The sequence below is a fragment of the Streptomyces sp. NPDC093600 genome (assembly GCF_044764755.1).
In the GTDB taxonomy this organism is placed as follows: domain Bacteria; phylum Actinomycetota; class Actinomycetes; order Streptomycetales; family Streptomycetaceae; genus Streptomyces.
Map to the genome: position 1 here is coordinate 442445 of NZ_JBIWIU010000001.1, position 21032 is coordinate 463476.

General features: G+C 69.9%; 22 protein-coding genes. 18 read left to right on the plus strand and 4 right to left on the minus strand.

Annotated features, from left to right (window positions below):
* Window positions 1-188: 188 nt before the first annotated feature.
* From secY to truA, 10 genes are all read left to right on the plus strand, one after another.
* A complete protein-coding gene (secY, locus tag ACIRB4_RS02270; protein ID WP_403287913.1) occupies window positions 189-1508 on the plus strand; it encodes a preprotein translocase subunit SecY in 1320 nt (439 codons plus the stop codon).
* A complete protein-coding gene (locus ACIRB4_RS02275; RefSeq protein ID WP_356886087.1) occupies window positions 1508-2158 on the plus strand; it encodes an adenylate kinase in 651 nt (216 codons plus the stop codon). The genes secY and ACIRB4_RS02275 overlap by 1 nt, the downstream gene beginning before the upstream one ends.
* Window positions 2159-2257: 99 nt before the next feature.
* On the plus strand, window positions 2258-3094 hold the full coding sequence (map, locus tag ACIRB4_RS02280; protein ID WP_403287914.1) for a type I methionyl aminopeptidase: 837 nt from the start codon (window positions 2258-2260) through the stop codon (window positions 3092-3094).
* 172 nt (window positions 3095-3266) lie between these two features.
* Complete coding sequence (gene infA / locus ACIRB4_RS02285; protein WP_003956442.1) at window positions 3267-3488, plus strand: translation initiation factor IF-1; 222 nt, start codon at window positions 3267-3269, stop codon at window positions 3486-3488.
* Window positions 3489-3554: 66 nt separating this feature from the next.
* Entirely contained in the window at window positions 3555-3668 is a 114-nt protein-coding gene (rpmJ, locus tag ACIRB4_RS02290) for a 50S ribosomal protein L36 (protein WP_003956441.1), read from the plus strand.
* A gap of 189 nt (window positions 3669-3857) precedes the next feature.
* Window positions 3858-4238, plus strand: a complete 381-nt coding sequence (gene rpsM / locus ACIRB4_RS02295; RefSeq protein ID WP_146481856.1) for a 30S ribosomal protein S13 — start codon at window positions 3858-3860, stop codon at window positions 4236-4238.
* Between the two features lie 66 nt (window positions 4239-4304).
* Window positions 4305-4709, plus strand: coding sequence for a 30S ribosomal protein S11 (gene rpsK / locus ACIRB4_RS02300; RefSeq protein ID WP_003956432.1), 405 nt, complete (start codon window positions 4305-4307; stop codon window positions 4707-4709).
* Between the two features lie 121 nt (window positions 4710-4830).
* Window positions 4831-5853 carry a DNA-directed RNA polymerase subunit alpha gene (locus tag ACIRB4_RS02305; RefSeq protein WP_003956430.1) on the plus strand — a complete coding sequence of 341 codons (1023 nt, stop codon included), beginning with the start codon at window positions 4831-4833 and terminating at the stop codon, window positions 5851-5853.
* Between the two features lie 80 nt (window positions 5854-5933).
* Window positions 5934-6425 (plus strand): 50S ribosomal protein L17, encoded by a 492-nt coding sequence (gene rplQ / locus ACIRB4_RS02310; protein WP_403287915.1) that lies wholly within the window; start codon window positions 5934-5936, stop codon window positions 6423-6425.
* Window positions 6426-6514: 89 nt separating this feature from the next.
* Window positions 6515-7372, plus strand: a complete 858-nt coding sequence (gene truA / locus ACIRB4_RS02315; protein ID WP_403287916.1) for a tRNA pseudouridine(38-40) synthase TruA — start codon at window positions 6515-6517, stop codon at window positions 7370-7372.
* Here the strand turns inward: truA and ACIRB4_RS02320 are convergent.
* Complete coding sequence (locus ACIRB4_RS02320; protein WP_403287917.1) at window positions 7343-8242, minus strand: hypothetical protein; 900 nt, start codon at window positions 8240-8242, stop codon at window positions 7343-7345. The two genes, truA and ACIRB4_RS02320, sit on opposite strands and share 30 nt — an antisense overlap.
* 56 nt (window positions 8243-8298) lie before the next feature.
* On the opposite strand from ACIRB4_RS02320, the gene ACIRB4_RS02325 reads away from it, so the two are divergent.
* The 4 genes from ACIRB4_RS02325 (at window position 8299) to glmM (ending at window position 12685) form a co-directional block, all read left to right on the plus strand.
* Complete coding sequence (locus ACIRB4_RS02325) at window positions 8299-9921, plus strand: ABC-F family ATP-binding cassette domain-containing protein (protein ID WP_403287919.1); 1623 nt, start codon at window positions 8299-8301, stop codon at window positions 9919-9921.
* Between the two features lie 227 nt (window positions 9922-10148).
* A complete protein-coding gene (rplM, locus tag ACIRB4_RS02330; protein WP_260229383.1) occupies window positions 10149-10592 on the plus strand; it encodes a 50S ribosomal protein L13 in 444 nt (147 codons plus the stop codon).
* A gap of 42 nt (window positions 10593-10634) precedes the next feature.
* Complete coding sequence (gene rpsI, locus ACIRB4_RS02335; protein WP_403287920.1) at window positions 10635-11153, plus strand: 30S ribosomal protein S9; 519 nt, start codon at window positions 10635-10637, stop codon at window positions 11151-11153.
* A 173-nt stretch (window positions 11154-11326) separates the two neighbouring features.
* A complete protein-coding gene (glmM, locus tag ACIRB4_RS02340; protein WP_403287921.1) occupies window positions 11327-12685 on the plus strand; it encodes a phosphoglucosamine mutase in 1359 nt (452 codons plus the stop codon).
* Between the two features lie 13 nt (window positions 12686-12698).
* Here the strand turns inward: glmM and ACIRB4_RS02345 are convergent, their stop codons facing one another.
* From ACIRB4_RS02345 to ACIRB4_RS02355, 3 genes are read right to left on the minus strand one after another with little or no spacing between them, the layout of a single operon-like run.
* On the minus strand, window positions 12699-13658 hold the full coding sequence (locus ACIRB4_RS02345) for a DUF389 domain-containing protein (protein WP_403287923.1): 960 nt from the start codon (window positions 13656-13658) through the stop codon (window positions 12699-12701).
* A gap of 21 nt (window positions 13659-13679) precedes the next feature.
* On the minus strand, window positions 13680-14759 hold the full coding sequence (gene coaA / locus ACIRB4_RS02350) for a type I pantothenate kinase (RefSeq protein ID WP_403287925.1): 1080 nt from the start codon (window positions 14757-14759) through the stop codon (window positions 13680-13682).
* Between the two features lie 46 nt (window positions 14760-14805).
* Window positions 14806-15912 carry an acyltransferase family protein gene (locus ACIRB4_RS02355; RefSeq protein ID WP_403287927.1) on the minus strand — a complete coding sequence of 369 codons (1107 nt, stop codon included), beginning with the start codon at window positions 15910-15912 and terminating at the stop codon, window positions 14806-14808.
* A gap of 432 nt (window positions 15913-16344) precedes the next feature.
* On the opposite strand from ACIRB4_RS02355, the gene ACIRB4_RS02360 reads away from it, so the two are divergent.
* Genes ACIRB4_RS02360 through ACIRB4_RS02375 form a run of 4 tightly spaced genes read left to right on the plus strand, consistent with a single transcriptional unit; the run spans window position 16345 to window position 20841 of the window.
* Window positions 16345-17100 (plus strand): hypothetical protein, encoded by a 756-nt coding sequence (locus ACIRB4_RS02360; RefSeq protein ID WP_403287929.1) that lies wholly within the window; start codon window positions 16345-16347, stop codon window positions 17098-17100.
* Between the two features lie 39 nt (window positions 17101-17139).
* Complete coding sequence (gene glmS, locus ACIRB4_RS02365; RefSeq protein WP_403287930.1) at window positions 17140-18987, plus strand: glutamine--fructose-6-phosphate transaminase (isomerizing); 1848 nt, start codon at window positions 17140-17142, stop codon at window positions 18985-18987.
* Between the two features lie 7 nt (window positions 18988-18994).
* The gene (locus ACIRB4_RS02370; RefSeq protein WP_403287931.1) at window positions 18995-19363 is read left to right on the plus strand and encodes a holo-ACP synthase; all 369 of its coding nucleotides are present in this window, start codon (window positions 18995-18997) and stop codon (window positions 19361-19363) included.
* A gap of 50 nt (window positions 19364-19413) precedes the next feature.
* The gene (locus tag ACIRB4_RS02375; RefSeq protein WP_403287932.1) at window positions 19414-20841 is read left to right on the plus strand and encodes an NAD(P)H-hydrate dehydratase; all 1428 of its coding nucleotides are present in this window, start codon (window positions 19414-19416) and stop codon (window positions 20839-20841) included.
* The last annotated feature ends 191 nt before the right edge of the window (window positions 20842-21032 follow it).

Below are 21032 nucleotides of genomic sequence, written 5' to 3' on the forward strand. Positions count from 1 at the left end.
CCGGGGATGCCTCCCAAAAGGGGCATCCCCGGTTGGTCGTTCCTAGGGGGGCACACTCGCCGGTAAGGTGGCGTGCACTGTCTAGGCTCCGTGCGGTATGCCCGCACGGTTTTCGTGACCGTTACCTATTCGTCGAACCTCAAGACCGTCACCTCATGCGCATGGCGCGGGGGGTCGCAGGAGGCACCGTGCTCACCGCGTTCGCCCGGGCGTTCAAGACGCCCGACCTGCGCAAGAAGCTGCTCTTCACGCTCGGCATCATCGTGCTGTACCGGCTCGGGGCACACATCCCCGTACCCGGCGTCAGCTACGAGGCCGTCCAGCAGTGTGTCGACCAGGCGAGCCAGGGGAACAACTCCCTGTTCGGCCTGGTGAACATGTTCAGTGGTGGGGCGCTGCTGCAGATCACCATCTTCGCGCTCGGCATCATGCCGTACATCACGGCGAGCATCATCCTGCAGCTGCTGACCGTCGTGATCCCACGTCTGGAAGCCCTGAAGAAGGAGGGGCAGTCCGGCACGGCGAAGATCACTCAGTACACGCGCTACCTGACGATCGCGCTCGCCATCCTCCAGGGCACCGGACTCGTGGCGACCGCCCGCACGGGTGCGCTCTTCAGTGGCTGCAACGTCGCCAACCAGGTCGTTCCCGACCAGTCCATCTTCGTGACCGTCACCATGGTCATCACGATGACCGCCGGTACCGCCCTCGTCATGTGGCTCGGTGAGCTCATCACCGACCGCGGCATCGGCAACGGCATGTCGATCCTGATGTTCATCTCGATCGCCGCCGGCTTCCCGGGCGCCCTGTGGGCCATCAAGGAGAGCGGCAAGCTCGCCAAGGGCTGGATCGAGTTCGGCACCGTCATCCTGATCGGCTTCGTGATGGTGGCCCTCGTCGTCTTCGTCGAGCAGGCCCAGCGGCGTATCCCGGTGCAGTACGCGAAGCGGATGATCGGCCGCAGGTCCTACGGCGGAACGTCCACTTACATCCCGCTCAAGGTGAACCAGGCCGGTGTGATTCCCGTCATCTTCGCCTCGTCGCTGCTCTACATCCCGGCCTTGATCGCTCAGTTCTCCAGCTCCACCGCGGGCTGGAAGACCTGGATCGAAGCCCACTTCGTCAAGGGCGACCACCCCTACTACATCGCCACGTACTTCCTCCTGATCGTGTTCTTCGCCTTCTTCTACGTGGCGATCTCGTTCAACCCCGAGGAAGTCGCGGACAACATGAAGAAGTATGGTGGCTTCATCCCGGGTATCCGGGCTGGTCGACCTACTGCCGAGTATCTGAGCTTCGTGCTCAACCGGATCACTTGGCCGGGCTCGCTGTATCTGGGTCTGATCGCTCTTGTGCCGACGATGGCGTTGGCGGGCTTCGGCGGTGCCAATGCCAACTTCCCCTTCGGCGGGACGAGCATCCTCATCATCGTGGGTGTGGGGCTGGAGACCGTGAAGCAGATCGAGAGCCAGCTCCAGCAGCGCAATTACGAAGGGTTCCTCCGCTGATGCGAATCGTCCTCGTCGGACCGCCCGGGGCCGGCAAGGGTACGCAGGCCGCGTTCCTTGCCAAGAACCTGGACATCCCGCACATCTCCACGGGTGACCTGTTCCGCGCCAACATCAGTCAGGGCACGGAGCTGGGTCTGAAGGCGAAGGCGTTCATGGACGCCGGCGACCTGGTACCCGACGAGGTGACCATCGGCATGGCCAAGGACCGCATGGAGCAGTCGGACGCCGCGAACGGCTTCCTGCTCGACGGCTTCCCGCGCAACGTGGCCCAGGCCGAGGCGCTGGACGTGGTTCTCAAGGCCGAGGACATGCAGCTGGACGCGGTCCTGGACCTGGAGGTCCCCGAGGACGAGGTCGTGAAGCGGATCGCGGGTCGCCGCATCTGCCGCAACGACAGCGCGCACGTCTTCCACGTGACGTACACCCCGCCGAAGGCGGAGGGCGTGTGTGACGTGTGCGGCGGCGAGCTCTACCAGCGCGACGACGACTCCGAGGAGACCGTCCGCCGGCGGCTGGAGGTCTACCACACGCAGACCGAGCCGATCATCGACTACTACCGGGCGCAGAACCTGGTCGTGACGATCTCGGCGCTCGGCAAGGTGGACGAGGTCACCGGTCGCGCGATGGCGGCCCTGAAGAAGAGCTGACCCACACGGTTCGTGCGATACGGCCGCGGTGCCCCTCAGGGGCGCCGCGGCCGTATCGTTGTTCTGTCTCCCGTACTCGATGGAAAGGCCCCGGCCACGATGGTGCAGATCAAGACCCCCGAGCAGATCGCGAAGATGCGCGAGGCGGGGCTGGTCGTCGCCGCCATCCATGCGGCGACCCGTGAGGCGGCCGTGCCGGGCGCCACGACGAAGGACCTGGACGAGGTCGCGCGGAAGGTGATCGCCGACCACGGGGCGAAGTCGAACTTCCTGGGGTACGGCGGCTTCCCCGCGACGATCTGCACCTCGGTGAACGAGGTCGTCGTCCACGGCATCCCGGACGAGAAGACGGTCCTCAAGGACGGGGACATCATCTCGATCGACTGCGGCGCGATCATCGACGGCTGGCACGGCGACGCGGCGTACACGGCGTTCGTGGGCACGGGGCACGCCCCGGAGCTGATCGAGCTCTCGCGGGTGACCGAGGAGTCGATGTGGGCCGGCATCGCCGCGATGAGGAACGGCAACCGGCTGGTGGACATCTCGCGCGCGATCGAGACGTACATCCGCCGGCAGCCGAAGCCGGGCGGCGGCAAGTACGGCATCGTCGAGGACTACGGCGGCCACGGCATCGGCACCGAGATGCACATGGACCCGCACCTGCTGAACTACGTCTCCCGCAAGCGCGGCAAGGGCCCGAAGCTGGTCCCCGGCTTCTGTCTGGCGATCGAGCCGATGGTCTCGCTGGGCACGCCGCGCACGGAGGTCCTGGCGGACGACTGGACGGTCATCACGACCGACGGCACCTGGTCCTCCCACTGGGAGCACTCCGTGGCCCTCACGGAGGACGGACCGCTGGTCCTGACGGCCCCCGACGGTGGCAAGGCGAAGCTGGCGGAGCTGGGCGTCACCGCGGCGCCCGATCCCCTGGCGTAGCGGCTCCAACCGCCGCGTGGCTCCTTGCGTAGGGATCTTCCCGGGTGGGCAGACTTCCCGGATTCGTCTTTTCCAAGGGCCTGGCGTAGACTGATGCGTCGGCTCTCGTGTACCCGTGTGTCCGCATACGGGGGCGGGAGTCGATCAAGGTAGCCGATTCGAAAGGCGAAGCGTGGCCAAGAAGCAAGGTGCCATCGAAATCGAGGGCACCGTGATCGAGTCCCTCCCGAACGCCATGTTCAAGGTGGAGCTCCAGAACGGTCACAAGGTCCTCGCGCACATCTCCGGCAAGATGCGGATGCACTACATCCGAATCCTTCCGGACGACCGGGTCGTGGTGGAGCTCTCTCCGTACGACCTGACGCGTGGCCGGATCGTCTACCGGTACAAGTAGATCTTGCCCGCACCCCGCATCTTCCGTGCGCGGGTGGTGGCACTGACCCGGAGAACCTCACATCCCATGAAGGTCAAGCCGAGCGTCAAGAAGATCTGCGACAAGTGCAAGGTGATCCGCCGTCACGGCCGGGTCATGGTCATCTGCGACAACCTGCGCCACAAGCAGCGCCAGGGCTGACGCACGCCGACCGACCTGCACCTCCGCAGTTCTTCGCGCGACGCAAGCAAACGTACATACGCAGAGCCCGTCGGGCCGTGTTCCACGGCTGACGGCACCTCCGGCGGGGGCCGGGGACCCGTTCCGTACCTCATACGGCGTGGCGGGAGTGGCTTTGCGGAAGACCCCCGAACACACAGGAGCCATTGAATGGCACGCGTTTCCGGTGTTGACATCCCGCGCGAAAAGCGTGTGGAGATCGCACTCACCTACGTCTTCGGTATCGGGCGCACCCGGTCCAAGGAGATCCTCGCCTCCACCGGCGTGAACCCGAACACCCGCGTTCGTGACCTGGCCGAAGAGGACCTGGTCAAGATCCGCGAGTACGTGGACGCCAACCTCCGTACCGAGGGTGACCTCCGCCGCGAGATCCAGGCCGACATCCGCCGCAAGGTCGAGATCGGCTGCTACCAGGGTCTGCGTCACCGTCGTGGCCTTCCGGTCCACGGCCAGCGCACCAGCACGAACGCTCGTACCCGCAAGGGCCCGCGTCGCGCCATCGCCGGCAAGAAGAAGCCGGGCAAGAAGTAGTCCTCAGCGGACGCTTGACCACACGGTCTTCGCTGTAGGACCGACCACCTCCCGTAGGAGATATAGATGCCCCCCAAGGGTCGTCAGGGCGCTGCCAAGAAGGTGCGCCGCAAGGAAAAGAAGAACGTCGCTCACGGCCACGCGCACATCAAGAGCACGTTCAACAACACGATCGTCTCGATCACGGACCCCTCGGGCAACGTGATCTCCTGGGCCTCCGCCGGCCACGTCGGCTTCAAGGGCTCGCGCAAGTCGACCCCGTTCGCCGCGCAGATGGCCGCCGAGTCGGCCGCTCGCCGCGCGCAGGAGCACGGCATGCGCAAGGTCGACGTCTTCGTCAAGGGGCCGGGCTCCGGCCGCGAGACCGCGATCCGCTCCCTCCAGGCCACGGGCCTCGAGGTCGGTTCGATCCAGGACGTCACCCCCACGCCGCACAACGGCTGCCGTCCGCCGAAGCGTCGTCGCGTCTGACGCACGACCGGCAACGGTCCGAGGGACTGGGCGGTACGGCTCTTCGGAGGCGTGCCGCCCGTACCCTTGCAGTACCTCGGGACATCAAATAGTGGGTGTCCATGACTGAAGGATTCACATCATGCTGATCGCTCAGCGTCCCTCGCTGACCGAAGAGGTCGTCGACGAGTACCGCTCGCGGTTCGTCATCGAGCCCCTGGAGCCGGGCTTCGGCTACACGCTCGGCAACAGCCTCCGTCGTACGCTCCTCTCCTCGATCCCGGGTGCGGCCGTCACGTCCATCCGTATCGACGGTGTCCTGCACGAGTTCACCACCGTGCCGGGCGTCAAGGAGGACGTCACCGACCTCATCCTGAACATCAAGCAGCTGGTCGTCTCCTCGGAGCACGACGAGCCGGTCGTGATGTACCTGCGCAAGCAGGGCCCCGGCCTGGTCACCGCTGCCGACATCGCCCCGCCGGCCGGTGTCGAGGTGCACAACCCCGACCTGGTGCTCGCCACGCTCAACGGCAAGGGCAAGCTGGAGATGGAGCTGACCGTCGAGCGCGGTCGCGGCTACGTCTCCGCCGTGCAGAACAAGCAGGTGGGCCAGGAGATCGGCCGTATCCCGGTCGACTCCATCTACTCGCCGGTGCTCAAGGTCACGTACAAGGTCGAGGCGACCCGTGTCGAGCAGCGCACCGACTTCGACAAGCTGATCGTCGACGTCGAGACCAAGCAGGCCATGCGCCCGCGTGACGCCATGGCGTCCGCCGGCAAGACCCTGGTCGAGCTGTTCGGTCTGGCGCGCGAGCTCAACATCGACGCCGAGGGCATCGACATGGGCCCGTCCCCCACGGACGCCGCCCTCGCCGCCGACCTGGCGCTGCCGATCGAGGAGCTCGAGCTCACCGTTCGTTCGTACAACTGCCTCAAGCGTGAGGGCATCCACTCCGTGGGTGAGCTCGTGGCGCGCTCCGAGGCCGACCTGCTCGACATCCGCAACTTCGGTGCGAAGTCGATCGACGAGGTCAAGGCGAAGCTGGCCGGCATGGGCCTGGCCCTCAAGGACAGCCCGCCCGGATTCGACCCGACCGCCGCCGCCGACGCCTTCGGCGCCGACGACGACGCGGACGCGGGCTTCGTCGAGACCGAGCAGTACTGATCGCTGCCCGCAGGCGACCGCCTGCGGGGCCCTGACCCCGGTACCTGATACGGCCGGGGCAGATCACAAGGAGAAACACCATGCCGAAGCCCGCCAAGGGTGCCCGTCTGGGCGGCAGCGCCGCGCACGAGAAGCTGCTCCTCGCCAACCTGGCGAAGTCGCTCTTCGAGCACGGCCGCATCACGACGACCGAGGCCAAGGCCCGCCGCCTGCGTCCGGTCGCCGAGCGCCTGATCACGAAGGCGAAGAAGGGCGACATCCACAACCGTCGCCTGGTGCTGCAGACGATCACCGACAAGGGCGTCGTCCACACCCTCTTCACCGAGATCGCGCCGCGCTACTCCGAGCGTCCCGGTGGCTACACCCGTATCACCAAGATCGGCAACCGTCGTGGCGACAACGCCCCGATGGCCGTGATCGAGCTGGTCGAGGGCGAGATCGCCAAGAAGGCGACCGTCGCCGAGGCCGAGGCCGCCACCAAGCGTGCGGTCAAGGAGGACGAGGCCAAGGTCGAGGAGACCAAGGCCGAGGACGCCACCGAGGCTCCGGCCGAGGAGGCGAAGGACGCGTAAGCGTTCTTCCGTTTTTCTCGTGGGCGGGCCCGTACCCCTGGGGGTACGGGCCCGCTCCCGTACGCAGAGGTTTTGAGAGGAATCAGCGCGTGAGCGACGACGTGCAGCCCGGATTCGTACGCATCCGGCTCGACCTGTCCTACGACGGCAGGGACTTCTCCGGCTGGGCCAAGCAGGCCCGCGGCCAGCGGACCGTGCAGGGCGACATCGAGGACGCCCTGAAGACCGTGACCCGCTCCAAGGAGACGTACGAGCTGACCGTCGCGGGCCGCACCGACGCCGGGGTGCACGCCCGCGGCCAGGTCGCCCACGTCGATCTGCCCGTCGAGCTGTGGGCCGAGCACCGGGACAAGCTGCTGCGGCGGCTCGCCGGGCGCCTCTCGCACGACGTACGCGTCTGGCGGCTGACCGAGGCCCCCAGCGGCTTCAACGCCCGCTTCTCCGCCGTCTGGCGCCGCTACGCCTACCGCGTCACCGACAACCCCGGCGGCGTCGACCCGCTCCTGCGCGGCCATGTCCTGTGGCACGACTGGGCCCTCGACATGGACGCGATGAACGCCGCGGCCGAGCGGCTCGTCGGCGAGCACGACTTCGCCGCCTACTGCAAGAAGCGCGACGGCGCCACCACCATCCGTACGCTCCAGGAGCTGCGCTGGGAGCGGCGGCCCGGCGGCATCCTGGAGGCCACCGTCAAGGCGGACGCCTTCTGCCACAACATGGTCCGCTCGCTGGTCGGCGCGCTGCTCTTCGTCGGTGACGGCCACCGGCCGGTCGACTGGCCGGCGAAGGTCCTGGCGGCGGGTGTACGGGACTCGGCCGTGCACGTCGTCCGCCCGCACGGCCTCACCCTCGAAGAGGTCGGCTACCCGGCCGACGATCTCCTGGCCGCCCGCAATCTGGAGGCCAGGAACAAGCGGTCACTCCCCGGGAGCGCCGGCTGCTGCTGAGGCCTGGGCGCGGCCGCGGGCGTAGATCTGGTTGAAGGCGAAGGTGCCGAGGTCGTCGCTGACCTGGTAGACGGCCTTCTCCGCCTCGGTGACCTTCTTGCCGCTCGTGAAGCCCGACTGGGTGAAGTAGGCGTACCTGCCGATCGAGTTCGAGCGGCGCAGGCAGACCGTCGCGCGGCAGAACTCGTTGACGCCCGCGCCGGCGAGCGGGGCGATACCGCCCTTGGCCTGCTGCTTCGCCTTCAGCGCCTCGGCCTCGGTGGAGAAGACGGCCACGCCGACGGTGACGGCGACCCCGTCCTTCACGTACGTGGCGCGCAGCACCCGGTCGCAGCCGTTCTTCTCCAGGATCGAGCCGAGGGCGCCCTGCGCGACGCTCGCGCAGTTGGTCGTCGACGAGGTCGCGCCCTTCTTGTAGGCGCGGCCGTCCATCGTGAGCTTCTTGCCCGGGAAGAGGCCCTCGGCGCTGAGCGGCGCCTTGTCCTTCGTCTCGGTCGAGATGAAGTCCTTGGGGTCGGGCGGGGGCGGCGGCGCCACGGAGGAGAACGTCGGGGTGGGGGTGAGGGAGTCGTCGGGCGTGGCGGAGCCGGTCGGGGTGACCGAGCCGTTCTTGGCCGTGTCGTCGCTCCCGCCGGCGCTCACGATCGCGGTGGCGACGATCGCGCCGACCACGAGGACGGCGAGCGCGCCGCCGCCGAAGATCATCCGGCGCTTGCGGCGGCTACGGGCCGCCGAGGCTTCCGCGAGCGCGCTCCAGTCCGGTGTGTCCGGCGCGTGCGCGCCGGGAAACGGGTTGGGCTGCTGCTGTCCGTACGGCTGCGCGCCGTGCTGCTGCGGCTCCTGCGGCCACTGCGGTCCCCCAAAGCTCATGCCGCGCATCCTAATCCGGTTGGGAGACGGGGGCGTCGGCGGCGACAATGCACCCCATGGGACATGTCGAGGCCGCGCATCTGGAGTACTACCTTCCGGACGGGAGGGTGCTTCTCGCCGACGCCTCCTTCCGGGTGGGGGAGGGCGCGGTGGTCGCCCTGGTCGGGGCCAACGGCGCCGGGAAGACGACGCTGCTGCGGATGATCGCCGGTGAGCTCCAGCCGCACGGCGGCACGGTCACCGTCAGCGGCGGCCTCGGCGTGATGCCGCAGTTCGTCGGCTCGGTCCGCGACGAGCGTACGGTCCGCGACCTGCTGGTCTCCGTCGCCCAGCCCCGGATCCGCGAGGCCGCGAAGGCGGTCGACGAGGCCGAGCACCTCATCATGACGGTGGACGACGAGGCCGCGCAGATGGCGTACGCGCAGGCGCTCAGCGACTGGGCCGAGGTGCAGGGGTACGAGGCCGAGACCCTCTGGGACATGTGCACGATGGCGGCCCTGGGCGTCCCGTACGAGAAGGCGCAGTTCCGCGAGGTGCGGACGCTCAGCGGCGGTGAGCAGAAGCGGCTGGTCCTTGAGTCCCTGCTGCGGGGCACCGACGAGGTGCTGCTGCTCGACGAGCCGGACAACTACCTCGACGTGCCCGGCAAGCGGTGGCTGGAGGAGCGGCTGCGGGAGACCCGTAAGACCGTGCTCTTCATCTCCCACGACCGGGAGCTTCTGGCCCGCGCCGCCCAGAAGATCGTCGCCGTCGAGCCTGGCCCGGCCGGGTCGGACGTCTGGGTGCACGGCGGCGGCTTCGAGACCTTCCACGAGGCGCGGCGGGAGCGGTTCGCCCGCTTCGAGGAGCTGAAGCGGCGCTGGGAGGAGAAGCACGCCCAGCTGAAGAAGCTGGTGATCAACCTGCGGCAGGCGGCGGCGGTCAGCCATGAGATGGCGTCCCGGTACGCCGCCGCGCAGACGCGGCTGCGGAAGTTCGAGGAGGCCGGGCCGCCGCCCGAGCCGCCGCGTGAGCAGGACATCCGGATGCGGCTGCGCGGCGGCCGTACCGGTGTGCGGGCGGTGACCTGCGAGAACCTTGAGCTGACCGGTCTGATGAAGCCGTTCTCGCTGGAGATCTTCTACGGCGAGCGGGTCGCCGTCCTCGGCTCGAACGGGTCCGGCAAGTCGCACTTCCTGCGGCTGCTCGCCGGCGACCCGTCGGTGGCGCACACGGGGACGTGGAAGCTCGGCGCGCGGGTCGTGCCGGGCCACTTCGCCCAGACCCACGCGCACCCGGAGCTCCAGGGGCGGTCGCTCGTGGACATCCTCTGGTCGGAGCACGCGAAGGACCGGGGCGGGGCGATGTCGGTCCTGCGGCGGTACGAGCTGGAGGGGCAGGGCGACCAGCCCTTCGAGAAGCTGTCGGGCGGCCAGCAGGCCCGGTTCCAGATCCTGCTCCTGGAGCTGTCGGGGACGACGGCGCTGCTGCTCGACGAGCCGACGGACAACCTGGACCTGGAGTCGGCGGAGGCCCTCCAGGACGGCCTGGAGTCGTACGAGGGGACGGTCCTGGCGGTCACGCACGACCGGTGGTTCGCCAAGACCTTCGACCGGTATCTGGTCTTCGGCTCCGACGGTGTCGTACGGGAGACCAGCGAGCCGGTCTGGGACGAGCGCAGGGTCGAGCGGGCGCGCTGACCTCGAGTCCCCCGGCGTTTTGACCCGTCGGGGGCGGCGCGGGTACTGTTGCGGTTTGTTATGCGTAGTGGCTTCGTCGTTCTCACGCGAAGGGCCCTTACGCAGGTTCCCTGGAGCAGTTACCAGTGGCTCGCATACGGGTGGTGATCCCGGCAGTGCAGGCCCCAGCTGCATGATCGCTTCAGGTGTGTCTGGACTCCATCCACTGAAGAAGCGAAGGCTACGAAGTGCGTACGTACAGCCCCAAGCCCGGCGATGTCACTCGCCAGTGGCACATCATCGACGCGCAGGACGTTGTCCTGGGACGTCTGGCGACGACGGCTGCGAACCTCCTCCGAGGCAAGCACAAGCCGGTCTACGCCCCCCACATGGACATGGGCGACTTCGTCATCATCATCAACGCTGACAAGGTCCACCTCTCCGGCAACAAGAAGACCCAGAAGCTGGCGTACCGCCACTCCGGTTTCCCGGGTGGTCTGCGCTCCGTCCGTTACGACGAGCTGCTGGAGAAGAACCCCGAGAAGGCCGTCGAGAAGGCCATCAAGGGCATGATCCCCAAGAACACCCTGGGCCGTCAGATGCTCTCGAAGCTGAAGGTCTACGCGGGCGAGAACCACCCGCACGCTGCTCAGCAGCCGGTCCCGTTCGAGATCACCCAGGTCGCGCAGTAGTTCCGGCCACCCCCTAAGACGAAAAGAAATCTGAGGAGCATCGTGGCCGAGACCACTGTTGAGAACCCCGTCGAGGGCGAGGAGACCTACGCCGAGGTCACCACCTTCGAGTCCGAGGTCCCCGTCGAGGGTGAGTACACCTCCGAGTCCCTGGCGTCCCGCTTCGGCGACCCGCAGCCGGCCGCCGGCCTGGGCCGTCGCAAGAACGCCATCGCCCGCGTCCGGATCGTTCCGGGCACCGGCAAGTGGAAGATCAACGGTCGCACCCTCGAGGACTACTTCCCGAACAAGGTGCACCAGCAGGAAGTCAACGAGCCCTTCAAGGTGCTCGAGCTCGACAACCGCTACGACGTCATCGCCCGCATCGCGGGTGGCGGCGTCTCCGGCCAGGCCGGCGCCCTGCGCCTCGGCGTGGCCCGTGCGCTGAACGAGGCGGATGTCGAGAACAACCGCCCGGCGCTGAAGAAGGCCGGCTTCCTCTCCCGCGACGACCGTGCGGTCGAGCGCAAGAAGGCCGGTCTCAAGAAGGCTCGCAAGGCCCCGCAGTACAGCAAGCGCTAATCGCCTGCTCGGTCTGCTTGTACGTACGCCCCGGCGGCACTGTCCGTGCCGCCGGGGCGTACGTTTTTTCATCACCTTGGGCACTTCTGGGCGGCATCGGCATCGAAACGGGCTTCAGCCGGTCAGAGGATCTGCACGGGATCGCATTTTCGGAGCAGTTTCGGAGGACAGTTGTGGGACGACTCTTCGGCACGGACGGCGTGCGCGGTGTTGCCAACGCGGATCTGACGGCGGAGCTCGCGCTCGGCCTGTCGGTCGCCGCGGCGCATGTGCTCGCCGAGGCGGGAACCTTTGAAGGCCATCGGCCGACCGCGGTGGTCGGGCGGGACCCGCGTGCGTCGGGAGAGTTCCTGGAGGCCGCCGTCGTGGCGGGCCTCGCGAGCGCGGGTGTGGACGTGCTGCGCGTCGGCGTGCTGCCCACCCCCGCCGTGGCCTATCTCACCGGAGCGCTCGGCGCCGACCTCGGCGTGATGCTCTCCGCGAGCCACAACGCCATGCCCGACAACGGCATCAAGTTCTTCGCCCGCGGCGGCCACAAGCTCGCGGACGAGCTGGAGGACCGGATCGAGTCCCTCTACGAGGAGCACCGCACCGGCGCCCCGTGGGAGCGGCCGACCGGCGCGGGCGTCGGACGGGTCCGGGACTACGACGAGGGCTTCGACAAGTACGTCGCCCACCTCATCGCCGTCCTGCCGAACCGGCTCGACGGACTGAAGGTCGTCCTCGACGAGGCGCACGGCGCCGCGGCGCGCGTGTCGCCCGAGGCGTTCTCGCGGGCCGGCGCCGAGGTCGTCACGATCGGCACCGCCCCCGACGGCCTCAACATCAACGACGGCTGCGGCTCCACCCACCTGGAGCTGCTCAAGGCCGCCGTCGTCGAGCACGGCGCGGACTTCGGCATCGCCCACGACGGCGACGCGGACCGCTGCCTCGCGGTCGACGCGGACGGTCACGAGGTCGACGGCGACCAGATCCTCGCGGTGCTGGCGCTCGCCATGCGCGAGGCGGGCACCCTGCGCGGCGACACCGTCGTGGGGACCGTGATGTCCAACCTCGGCTTCAAGCTCGCCATGGAGCGGGAGGGGCTGCGGGTGGTCCAGACGGCGGTCGGCGACCGGTACGTCCTGGAGTCCATGAAGGAGCACGGGTACGCGCTCGGCGGCGAGCAGTCCGGCCACGTGATCGTGCTCGACCACGCGACCACCGGCGACGGCACGCTGACCGGTCTCATGCTGGCGGCCCGGGTCGCGGCCACGGGCAGGTCGCTCGCGGAGCTGGCCTCCGTGATGGAGCGGCTGCCGCAGGTCCTCATCAACGTGCCCGACGTCGACAAGTCGCGGGTGACGACCTCGGCCGAGCTGGCCGGCGCCGTCACCGAGGCCGAGCGGGAGCTGGGCGACACCGGTCGCGTACTGCTGCGTTCCTCCGGCACGGAGCCGCTGGTACGCGTGATGGTGGAGGCCGCCGACATCGAGCAGGCCCGCGCGGTGGCGGGCCGCCTGGCGGACGTGGTGAAGTCGGCGCTCGGCTGACCGCGGGCGTCGGCTACCTGCCTCGTGGCGCACCCGGCGGGCGGGTCATCCGTCCCCGCTGGGTGCGCCACAGCAGTTTCCAGCCCACGAGGGTGAGGACGCCGGCGAGGATGATGCCGAGCAGGTTCAGCAGCAACTGCTCGGCGGAGCCCCACATCTGGCCCACGTCGCCGTAGCTGAGCGCCACCGCCGCGTTCGCGGCGGCCGGGACCGTCGTCACCGAGATCGCCACCCCCACGAGCGCGCCGGACTTCGAGGAAGTGAGCGAGAGGACGCCGGCCGCGCCCGCCAGCAGGGCCACGATGAAGGAGAACGGGTCCGGCTGCCAGATGAAGCTGGTGTTCGGGCGCGGGTTCTCGAGCATGCCCTCGTCGAACTGGCCCCAGGCGTCCATCACCACGCTGAACACGGTGGTGGCCGCTATCGCGACCGCGAAGCCGACCAGGAGGGCGACCAGGCAGCGCCAGGTCAGCCGGGGAGAGCGCCGCACCAGACCCGTGCAGATCCCGGCGAGCGGACCGAACTCCGGGCCGACGGCCATCGCGCCCACGATCAGGATCGCGTTGTCGAGGACCACACCGCAGGCCGCGATCATCGTCGCGAGGGTGAGGAACAGCAGATAGGTGATGCTGAGGCTGGACTCCTCGTGGGTCGCCTCGGTGAGCTGCTCCCACACCACCGCGTCCGCCCCTTCGCCGGGGGCCTCCTCCTCGGCGTGGTCGGCGCGCGAGGAGAGGGAGAGGTCGATGTGGTCGACCGCGATCGACCCGTCCTTGTCGATCCCCAGGTCCCGGAGCCCGTTGAGGAGTCCGTCACCGGCCTCGCGGGCCACGTCGCACAGGACGATGTCGCCGACCGGATCGCGCGCGGCACCGGTGAACACCGCCAGATGGGTGGTGCCCACCGTCCTGTCGATCAGTTCGAGGACGGCGTCCGTGCGGTCGGCCGGGGTGATCATCCGCAGATGCAGCATGGCCGCACCTTCTCACGGAGATCAGAGCTTGCGCAGGGAGAGGCGCTGGACCTTGTGGTCGGGGCCCTTGCGGACGACGAGCGTGGCCCGGCCGCGGGTCGGGGCCACGTTCTCCAGGAGGTTGACCTTGTTGATGGTCCGCCACATCGTGCGGGCGTAGTCGAGGGCCTCCTCCTCGGAGACCTGGGTGTAGCGCTGGAAGTACGAGAAGGGGTTCTGGAACGCGGTCTCGCGCAGCTTGCGGAAGCGGTTGAGGTACCAGCTCTCGATGTCCTCGGGGCGGGCGTCGACGTACACCGAGAAGTCGAAGTAGTCGGCGAGCCCGACCCGGGTGCGGCCGTCCTTGCCGGGCAGCGCGGGCTGGAGGACGTTGAGCCCCTCGACGATCAGGATGTCGGGGCGGCGGACGACGAGCCGCTCGCCGGGCACGATGTCGTAGATCAGGTGGGAGTAGACCGGGGCGGTGACCTCGTCCTTCCCGGCCTTGATGTCGGCGACGAACCGGGTCAGCGCACGGCGGTCGTACGACTCCGGGAAGCCCTTCCGGGACATCAGCCCGCGCGCCTTCAGCTCCTCCATCGGCAGCAGGAAGCCGTCGGTGGTCACCAGCTCCACGCGCGGGTGCTCGGGCCAGCGGGCGAGCAGCGCCTGCAGGAGCCGGGCCACGGTCGACTTGCCGACGGCGACGGAGCCGGCGACTCCTATGACGAACGGCGTGCCGCGCTGCTCGGCGTTCTCGCCGAGGAAGGTGTTCAGGGCGCCCCGCAGACCGCTGGTGGCCTGGACGTACAGATTGAGCAGCCTCGACAGCGGCAGATAGATGTCCCGCACCTCGTCGAGGTCGATGACGTCCCCGAGGCCGCGCAGCCGCTCGACCTCGTCGGCGGAGAGCGGCAGCGGCGTCTTGTCGCGCAGCGCACTCCACTCGGCCCGGGTGAGGTCGACGTACGGCGAAGCCTCGGCCCGGCGCTGGCCGGCGCCGTTCCCCTTGCCGGGACCGGGTCCGTTTGCGGGACCTGGACCGGGGGAGGAGCCGTTGCCTGTGCCGGAGCCGGGCTCGTTGCCGTTGCCCTGGGCGCTTCGTGGCGGCGAAGTGATCACACCGCCATTGTCGGGGGTACGGGGCCGTCGTGGGTGGTGGGCTGGGTCACGTGGCGGACCGTCCGGCCGGGCGGGGCCCGCGGCCGGGCAGCAGGGACCTGAGCCGTCGCTCGGCCGGCTTCTCGACGTACTCGTGGAGGAACGCGGCGACGGCCAGGGTGGCCAGCGCCGCCGCCGTCACTTCGAGGGCGTCCAGGCCCAGCCCGTCGCTCGGCACCATCCCGAGGTGCTCGCACACCGCGAGGACGACCACATGGCAGATGTAGAAGGCGAAGGACCACTCGCCGAGCTTGAGCAGCGGCTTGGCGCGCAGGACGGAACGCTCACCCCGCACGTCGCGCAGCGCCGCTGTCACGATCAGCAGGGTGAAGGCCGGCATGAGGAGGGCGTCGAAGACGCCGTACTCCGCGGTGAGGTACGGAACGGCGTCGGGATGGCGTGTCCAGAGCCAGCACAGCAGCAGCGATCCCGCGGTCAGGGCGAGGGCGACACCGGAGCCGAAGGCAGGCTGCCGACCGCGCCGGACGAGGATCGCCGCACACAGTCCGAGGACGAACATCGGGCTCAGGGCGAGCGGCGAGGCCACGACCAGGCGCTCCAGCTGGTGGCCGAACTCGTACCGCTCGGCCACCAGGCGCGTGCCCGCCGTGGTGGCCACCGCCAGTAGGGCCACCACCGCCAGCAGCCAGGAGGGGCAGCGGACGAGCAGCCGGAAGAGCAGGGGGAAGGCGAGATAGAAGAACGCCTCCACGGAGAGCGTCCAGGTGACCGCGTTCAGGGCGAAGAAGTGGTCGGTGCTCCAGGCCTGCGCGAACGTGAGCGTCCACAGGATGTCCGTCTTGGAGACCGGCAGCTGCCACCACCACGTCCGGAGCGCCACGACGGCCACCGTCGTGACGGCGAGCAGGGGCCAGATACGGGCGAATCGGCGCCAGTAGTAACTCAGGGGTGTGTCATGGGGACGGGCCACCCACGCCATGACGAAACCGGACAGGATGAAGAAGAACGGTACGCCTTCGTATCCGATCGACGCGAGCTGCAGGAGCTCAGGCGACTCGCCGAAGTACCAGCGTGCGTGGAAGAGGAACACGCCGAGTGCCGCGAACCAGCGCAGCCCCGTCAGCGAGTCCACCCGCGTCCCGCCCAGAGGCATCGCCCGGAGCGAGGTGTGCGGCGAGCGTGGTGATCCGCCTCGCGCTTCGCTCGGTGCCGGCGGGTGACGGTGGTCGATGACAGAAGAGATGAGCCCACCTTTCGATGTGCCCCACGTCCGACGGCGTGCGATCGGCGAAGGGACTCGGCAGCCCGCGTCGCGGAAAGTCCGTAGACGGACCACCGGTTGGTTTACGTTGCAACTCCCACCCCCGCCGCGCGAAGCTATCACGGCCGCGAGAGCCGATCGGATGCTTGTCATATGGCGATTTGTCCGCCCTGACGGTTAGTCGATTCCCGGCGAACAGGGGCAAATATGGAAGTCCTCGCGCGATGATTGCGATCGCATACCGGTTGGTAATCCGATGATCAGCGGGGTGATCGCTTGCATAGGCTGCTCACTGATTCACGCGCCCGAGTAGAGAGTTGAACCATGAGAGCCACCACCCTTCGCCGCACCGCGGCCGTCGCCGCCACCGCCACCTCGCTGGCGATGCTGCTCACCGCCTGTGGTGGGGACGCGAACGACGGCAAGCCGAAGGGCGAGAACGACGCCTCCGCGTCCGCTGCTGCCAAGCCGGACGTGAAGGCTCTCTCCGCCGCCGAGCTGGAGAAGCTCATCGTCGAGCAGGCCGACCTCAAGGGTTACCGGGTGGAGAAGGCCAAGCCCGCCGATGTCCTGAACGCCGGGGACGTCGGCGCCGACAAGCCCGCCTGCGAGCCGCTCGCCGAGGCCATGTCGTCCGTCGCCCCCGGCGACGCGGGCGTCAGCACGCACCGCAAGGCGGCCGAGGCGAAGAAGGGCACCGGGGCCTCCGCGGAGGACATCATGGGCGCCCTCGCCACCCCCGTGACCACCGTGACCCTCGGTTCGTACAACGGTCAGGGCGCCGAGAAGGCCTTCGCCTCTCTCAAGACCGCCGGGACCGACTGCGCGAGCGGCTTCACGATCATGGCGAGCGGCGTCAAGACCAAGGTCAGCAAGGTCACCCCGGAGACCGTGACCGCCGGTGAGGAGGCGCTCGCCTGGACGGTCGCCAGTGACATGGAGGGCCAGCCCTTCGTCACCAAGCTCGTGGTGTTCCGCAAGGGCAACACGCTGGCCTCCCTCTTCACCCTGAGCTTCGGTGGCGAGGTCAAGGCGCTGCCCAAGGCCGTCATCGACGCGCAGGCCGCCAAGCTGCGCTGAGTCCCGGCCCGCGGCCGACTTCGGCCGTAGGCTGCCGCCATGTGCGGAATCGTGGGTTACGTCGGCGGGCAGTCGGCGCTTGATGTGGTGATCGCGGGCCTCAAGCGGCTCGAGTACCGGGGCTACGACTCGGCCGGCGTCGCGGTGCTCTCCGACGGAGGCATGGCCGCGGCGAAGAAGGCGGGCAAGCTCGTCAATCTGGAGAAGGAGCTGGTGGACCGGCCGTTGCCGAGCGGCTCCACCGGTATCGGGCACACCCGCTGGGCCACGCACGGCGGGCCGACCGACGCCAACGCGCACCCGCACCTCGACAACGCGGGGCGCGTGGCCGTCGTCCACAACGGCATCATCGAGAACTTCGCCGCCCTGCGCGGCGAGTTGCAGGAGCGCGGCCACGACCTCGCGTCCGAGACGGACACCGAGGTCGTGGCCCATCTCCTCGCCGAGCAGTTCTCCTCCTGCGGCGACCTGGCCGAGGCGATGCGGCTGGTGTGCCGGCGCCTGGAGGGGGCGTTCACCCTCGTCGCCGTGCACGCGGACGACCCGGACGTGGTCGTCGGCGCCCGCCGCAACTCACCCCTCGTGGTCGGCGTCGGCGAGGGCGAGTGCTTCCTCGCCTCGGACGTCGCCGCGTTCATCGCGCACACCCGGTCCGCCATCGAGCTCGGACAGGACCAGGTCGTCGAGCTGCGCCGGGACGGGGTGACCGTCACCGACTTCGACGGCGCGCCCGCCGACGTACGGGCGTACCACGTGGACTGGGACGCCTCCGCCGCCGAGAAGGCCGGCTACGACTACTTCATGCTCAAGGAGATCGCCGAGCAGCCCAAGGCCGTCGCCGACACGCTGCTGGGGCGGATCGACGCGGAGGGCCGGCTCACGCTCGACGAGGTGCGCATCCCCGCCGCCGTGCTGCGGGAGGCCGACAAGGTCGTCATCATCGCCTGCGGCACCGCCTTCCACTCCGGCCTCATCGCGAAGTACGCCATCGAGCACTGGACCCGGATCCCCTGCGAGGTGGAGCTGGCCAGCGAGTTCCGCTACCGCGACCCGATCCTCGGTCAGCGCACCCTCGTCATCGCCATCTCCCAGTCCGGCGAGACCATGGACACCCTGATGGCGCTGCGACACGCGCGCGAACAGGGCGCGAAGGTGCTCGCCATCTGCAACACCAACGGTTCGACCATCCCCCGGGAGTCCGACGCCGTCCTCTACACGCACGCCGGCCCCGAGGTCGCCGTCGCGTCGACGAAGGCATTCCTGACGCAGCTCGTGGCCTGCTACCTCGTCGCGCTGTACCTGGGTCAGGTGCGCGGGACGAAGTGGGGCGACGAGATCCACGCCGTGATCCGGGAGCTGGCGCGGATCGCCGACGAGGTCGAGCGGGTCCTGGAGACCATGCAGCCGGTACGCGAGCTGGCGCGCTCGCTCGCCCACAAGAACACGGTCCTCTTCCTCGGACGGCACGTCGGCTACCCGGTGGCCCTGGAAGGCGCGTTGAAGCTGAAGGAGCTCGCCTACATGCACGCCGAGGGCTTCGCCGCCGGTGAGCTCAAGCACGGGCCGATCGCGCTCATCGAGGAGGATCTGCCGGTCGTCGTGGTCGTACCGTCCCCCAAGGGCCGGTCCGTCCTCCACGACAAGATCGTCTCCAACATCCAGGAGATCCGCGCGCGCGGGGCGCGGACCATCGTGATCGCGGAGGAGGGCGACGAGGCCGTCGTCCCGTACGCCGACCATCTCATCCGTATCCCGGCAACGCCTACGCTGCTCCAGCCGCTGGTCTCCACCGTGCCGCTGCAGGTCTTCGCCTGCGAGCTGGCGACGGCGCGCGGCAACGAGGTGGACCAGCCGCGGAACCTGGCGAAATCTGTGACCGTGGAGTGATGAGCGAATGATCATCGGGGTGGGGATCGACGTGGCCGAGGTGGACCGCTTCGCGGCCTCTCTGGAGCGGACCCCCGGGCTGCTCGGGCGGCTCTTCGTCGAGCGCGAGCTGCTGCTGCCGAGCGGGGAGCGGCGCGGACCCGCCTCGCTCGCGGTCCGCTTCGCCGCGAAGGAGGCGGTGGCCAAGGCGCTCGGCGCGCCCGCCGGCCTGCACTGGACGGACGCCGAGGTGTACGTCGAGGACAGCGGGCGGCCCCGGCTGCGGGTGCGCGGGACGGTGGCGGCGCGGGCCGCCGAACTCGGGGTACGGCACTGGCATGTGTCCCTCAGTCATGACGCGGGCGTGGCCTCGGCGGTGGTGATCGCCGAGGGCTGACGGCCCGCTTCTGCGGGCGGGCTCGCGGCACGTGCGGCAGACTGCGGGACATGCGTACCGCTTACCGCGTGGAGTCCGTACGGGCCGCAGAGGCCGAGTTGATGAGCCGTCTGCCGGAGGGCGCGCTGATGCACCGGGCGGCGGCGGGGCTTGCCGCCGCCTGTGTCTCCCTCCTCGGGCGGGGCCGGGTGTACGGGGCGAGAGTCGTGCTGCTCGTCGGCAGCGGGGACAACGGCGGCGACGCGCTGTACGCGGGCGCGCGGCTCGCCCGGCGCGGGGCCGGAGTGACGGCCGTCCTGCTCGGCTCGCGCGCCCACGAGGGCGGTCTCGGCGCGCTGCGGGCGGCCGGCGGGCGGGTCGCGGAGGACCCGTTCGAGCCGCTCGCCGCCGCCGATCTCGTCCTGGACGGGATCACCGGCATCGGCGGGCGCGGCGGACTGCGCCCGGACGCGGTCCCGGTCGCGCGGGCGGCACGGGGCTCGGACGCGGTCGTGGTCGCCGTCGACCTGCCCAGCGGCGTCGACGCGGACACGGGCCGGGTGGCGGGGGAGGCGCTGCGAGCGGACGCGACCGTGACGTTCGGGGCGTACAAGCCGGGGCTGCTGATCGACCCGGCGCGGGAGTACGCGGGGGCGCTGCGGCTCGTCGACATCGGGCTCGCGGACTTCCTGCCCTCGGTGCCCGACCTGGAGGCGCTCCAGCACGAGGACGTGGCGCGGCTGCTGCCCGTGCCGGGCGTGGAGAGCGACAAGTACCGGCGGGGTGTGGTGGGCGTGGTCGCCGGGTCCGCGCGCTACCCGGGCGCGGCCGTCCTCGCGGTGGCGGGAGCGCTGCGGGGCGGTGCGGGCGCGGTGCGGTACGTGGGCCCGGCCGGGGACGCGGTGATCGCCCGATTCCCCGAGACGCTGGTGCACGCAGGGCCGCCGGAGAAGGCCGGCCGGGTCCAGGCATGGGTGGTGGGCCCGGGGCTCGGGGACGGCCCCGGCGTCGCGGACGTCCTCGCCTCGGACGTACCGGTCCTGGTGGACGCGGACGGTCTGCGCGACCTGCCGGTCTCCGTGGTGCGCGGCCGTACGGCCCCGACGCTGCTCACCCCGCACGCGGGGGAGGCCGCGGCGCTGCTCGGCGTCCCCCGGGAGGCGGTGGAGGCGGGGCGGCTCGACGCGGTACGGGAACTGGCGGCGCGCTTCGACGCGACGGTGCTGCTCAAGGGCTCGACGACGCTGGTGACGGGGCCGGACACGGCGGTACGGGTCAACCCCACGGGCACCTCCTGGCTGGCCACGGCGGGCAGCGGCGACGTGCTGTCGGGGCTCGCGGGTTCGCTCCTCGCGGCGGGCCTGCCGGCCCTGGACGCGGGCTCGGCCGCCGCCTACCTCCACGGCCTCGCGGCCCGCCGCGCGTCCGGCGGCGCCCCGATCACGGCGGCACAGGTGGCGACGGCCCTGCCGGACGCGTGGCGCGACGTGACGTCGTGACGGGCGGCGCGCGGCTGCGGTCCCGGCCCGGTCGGCGTGCCGCCGGTAGGCCTATGGGCCGCCCCACGTGCGGTGTGGTGCGGGCGGGGCGGCGCCGAGGCGCCCCGGCGCGTCCACGGGCGCGCCCGCTGGGACGACCGGCCGCGCCCACCCGCCTGTCCGGCCGCCCGACCGCCCGCCTGCCCGCCCGC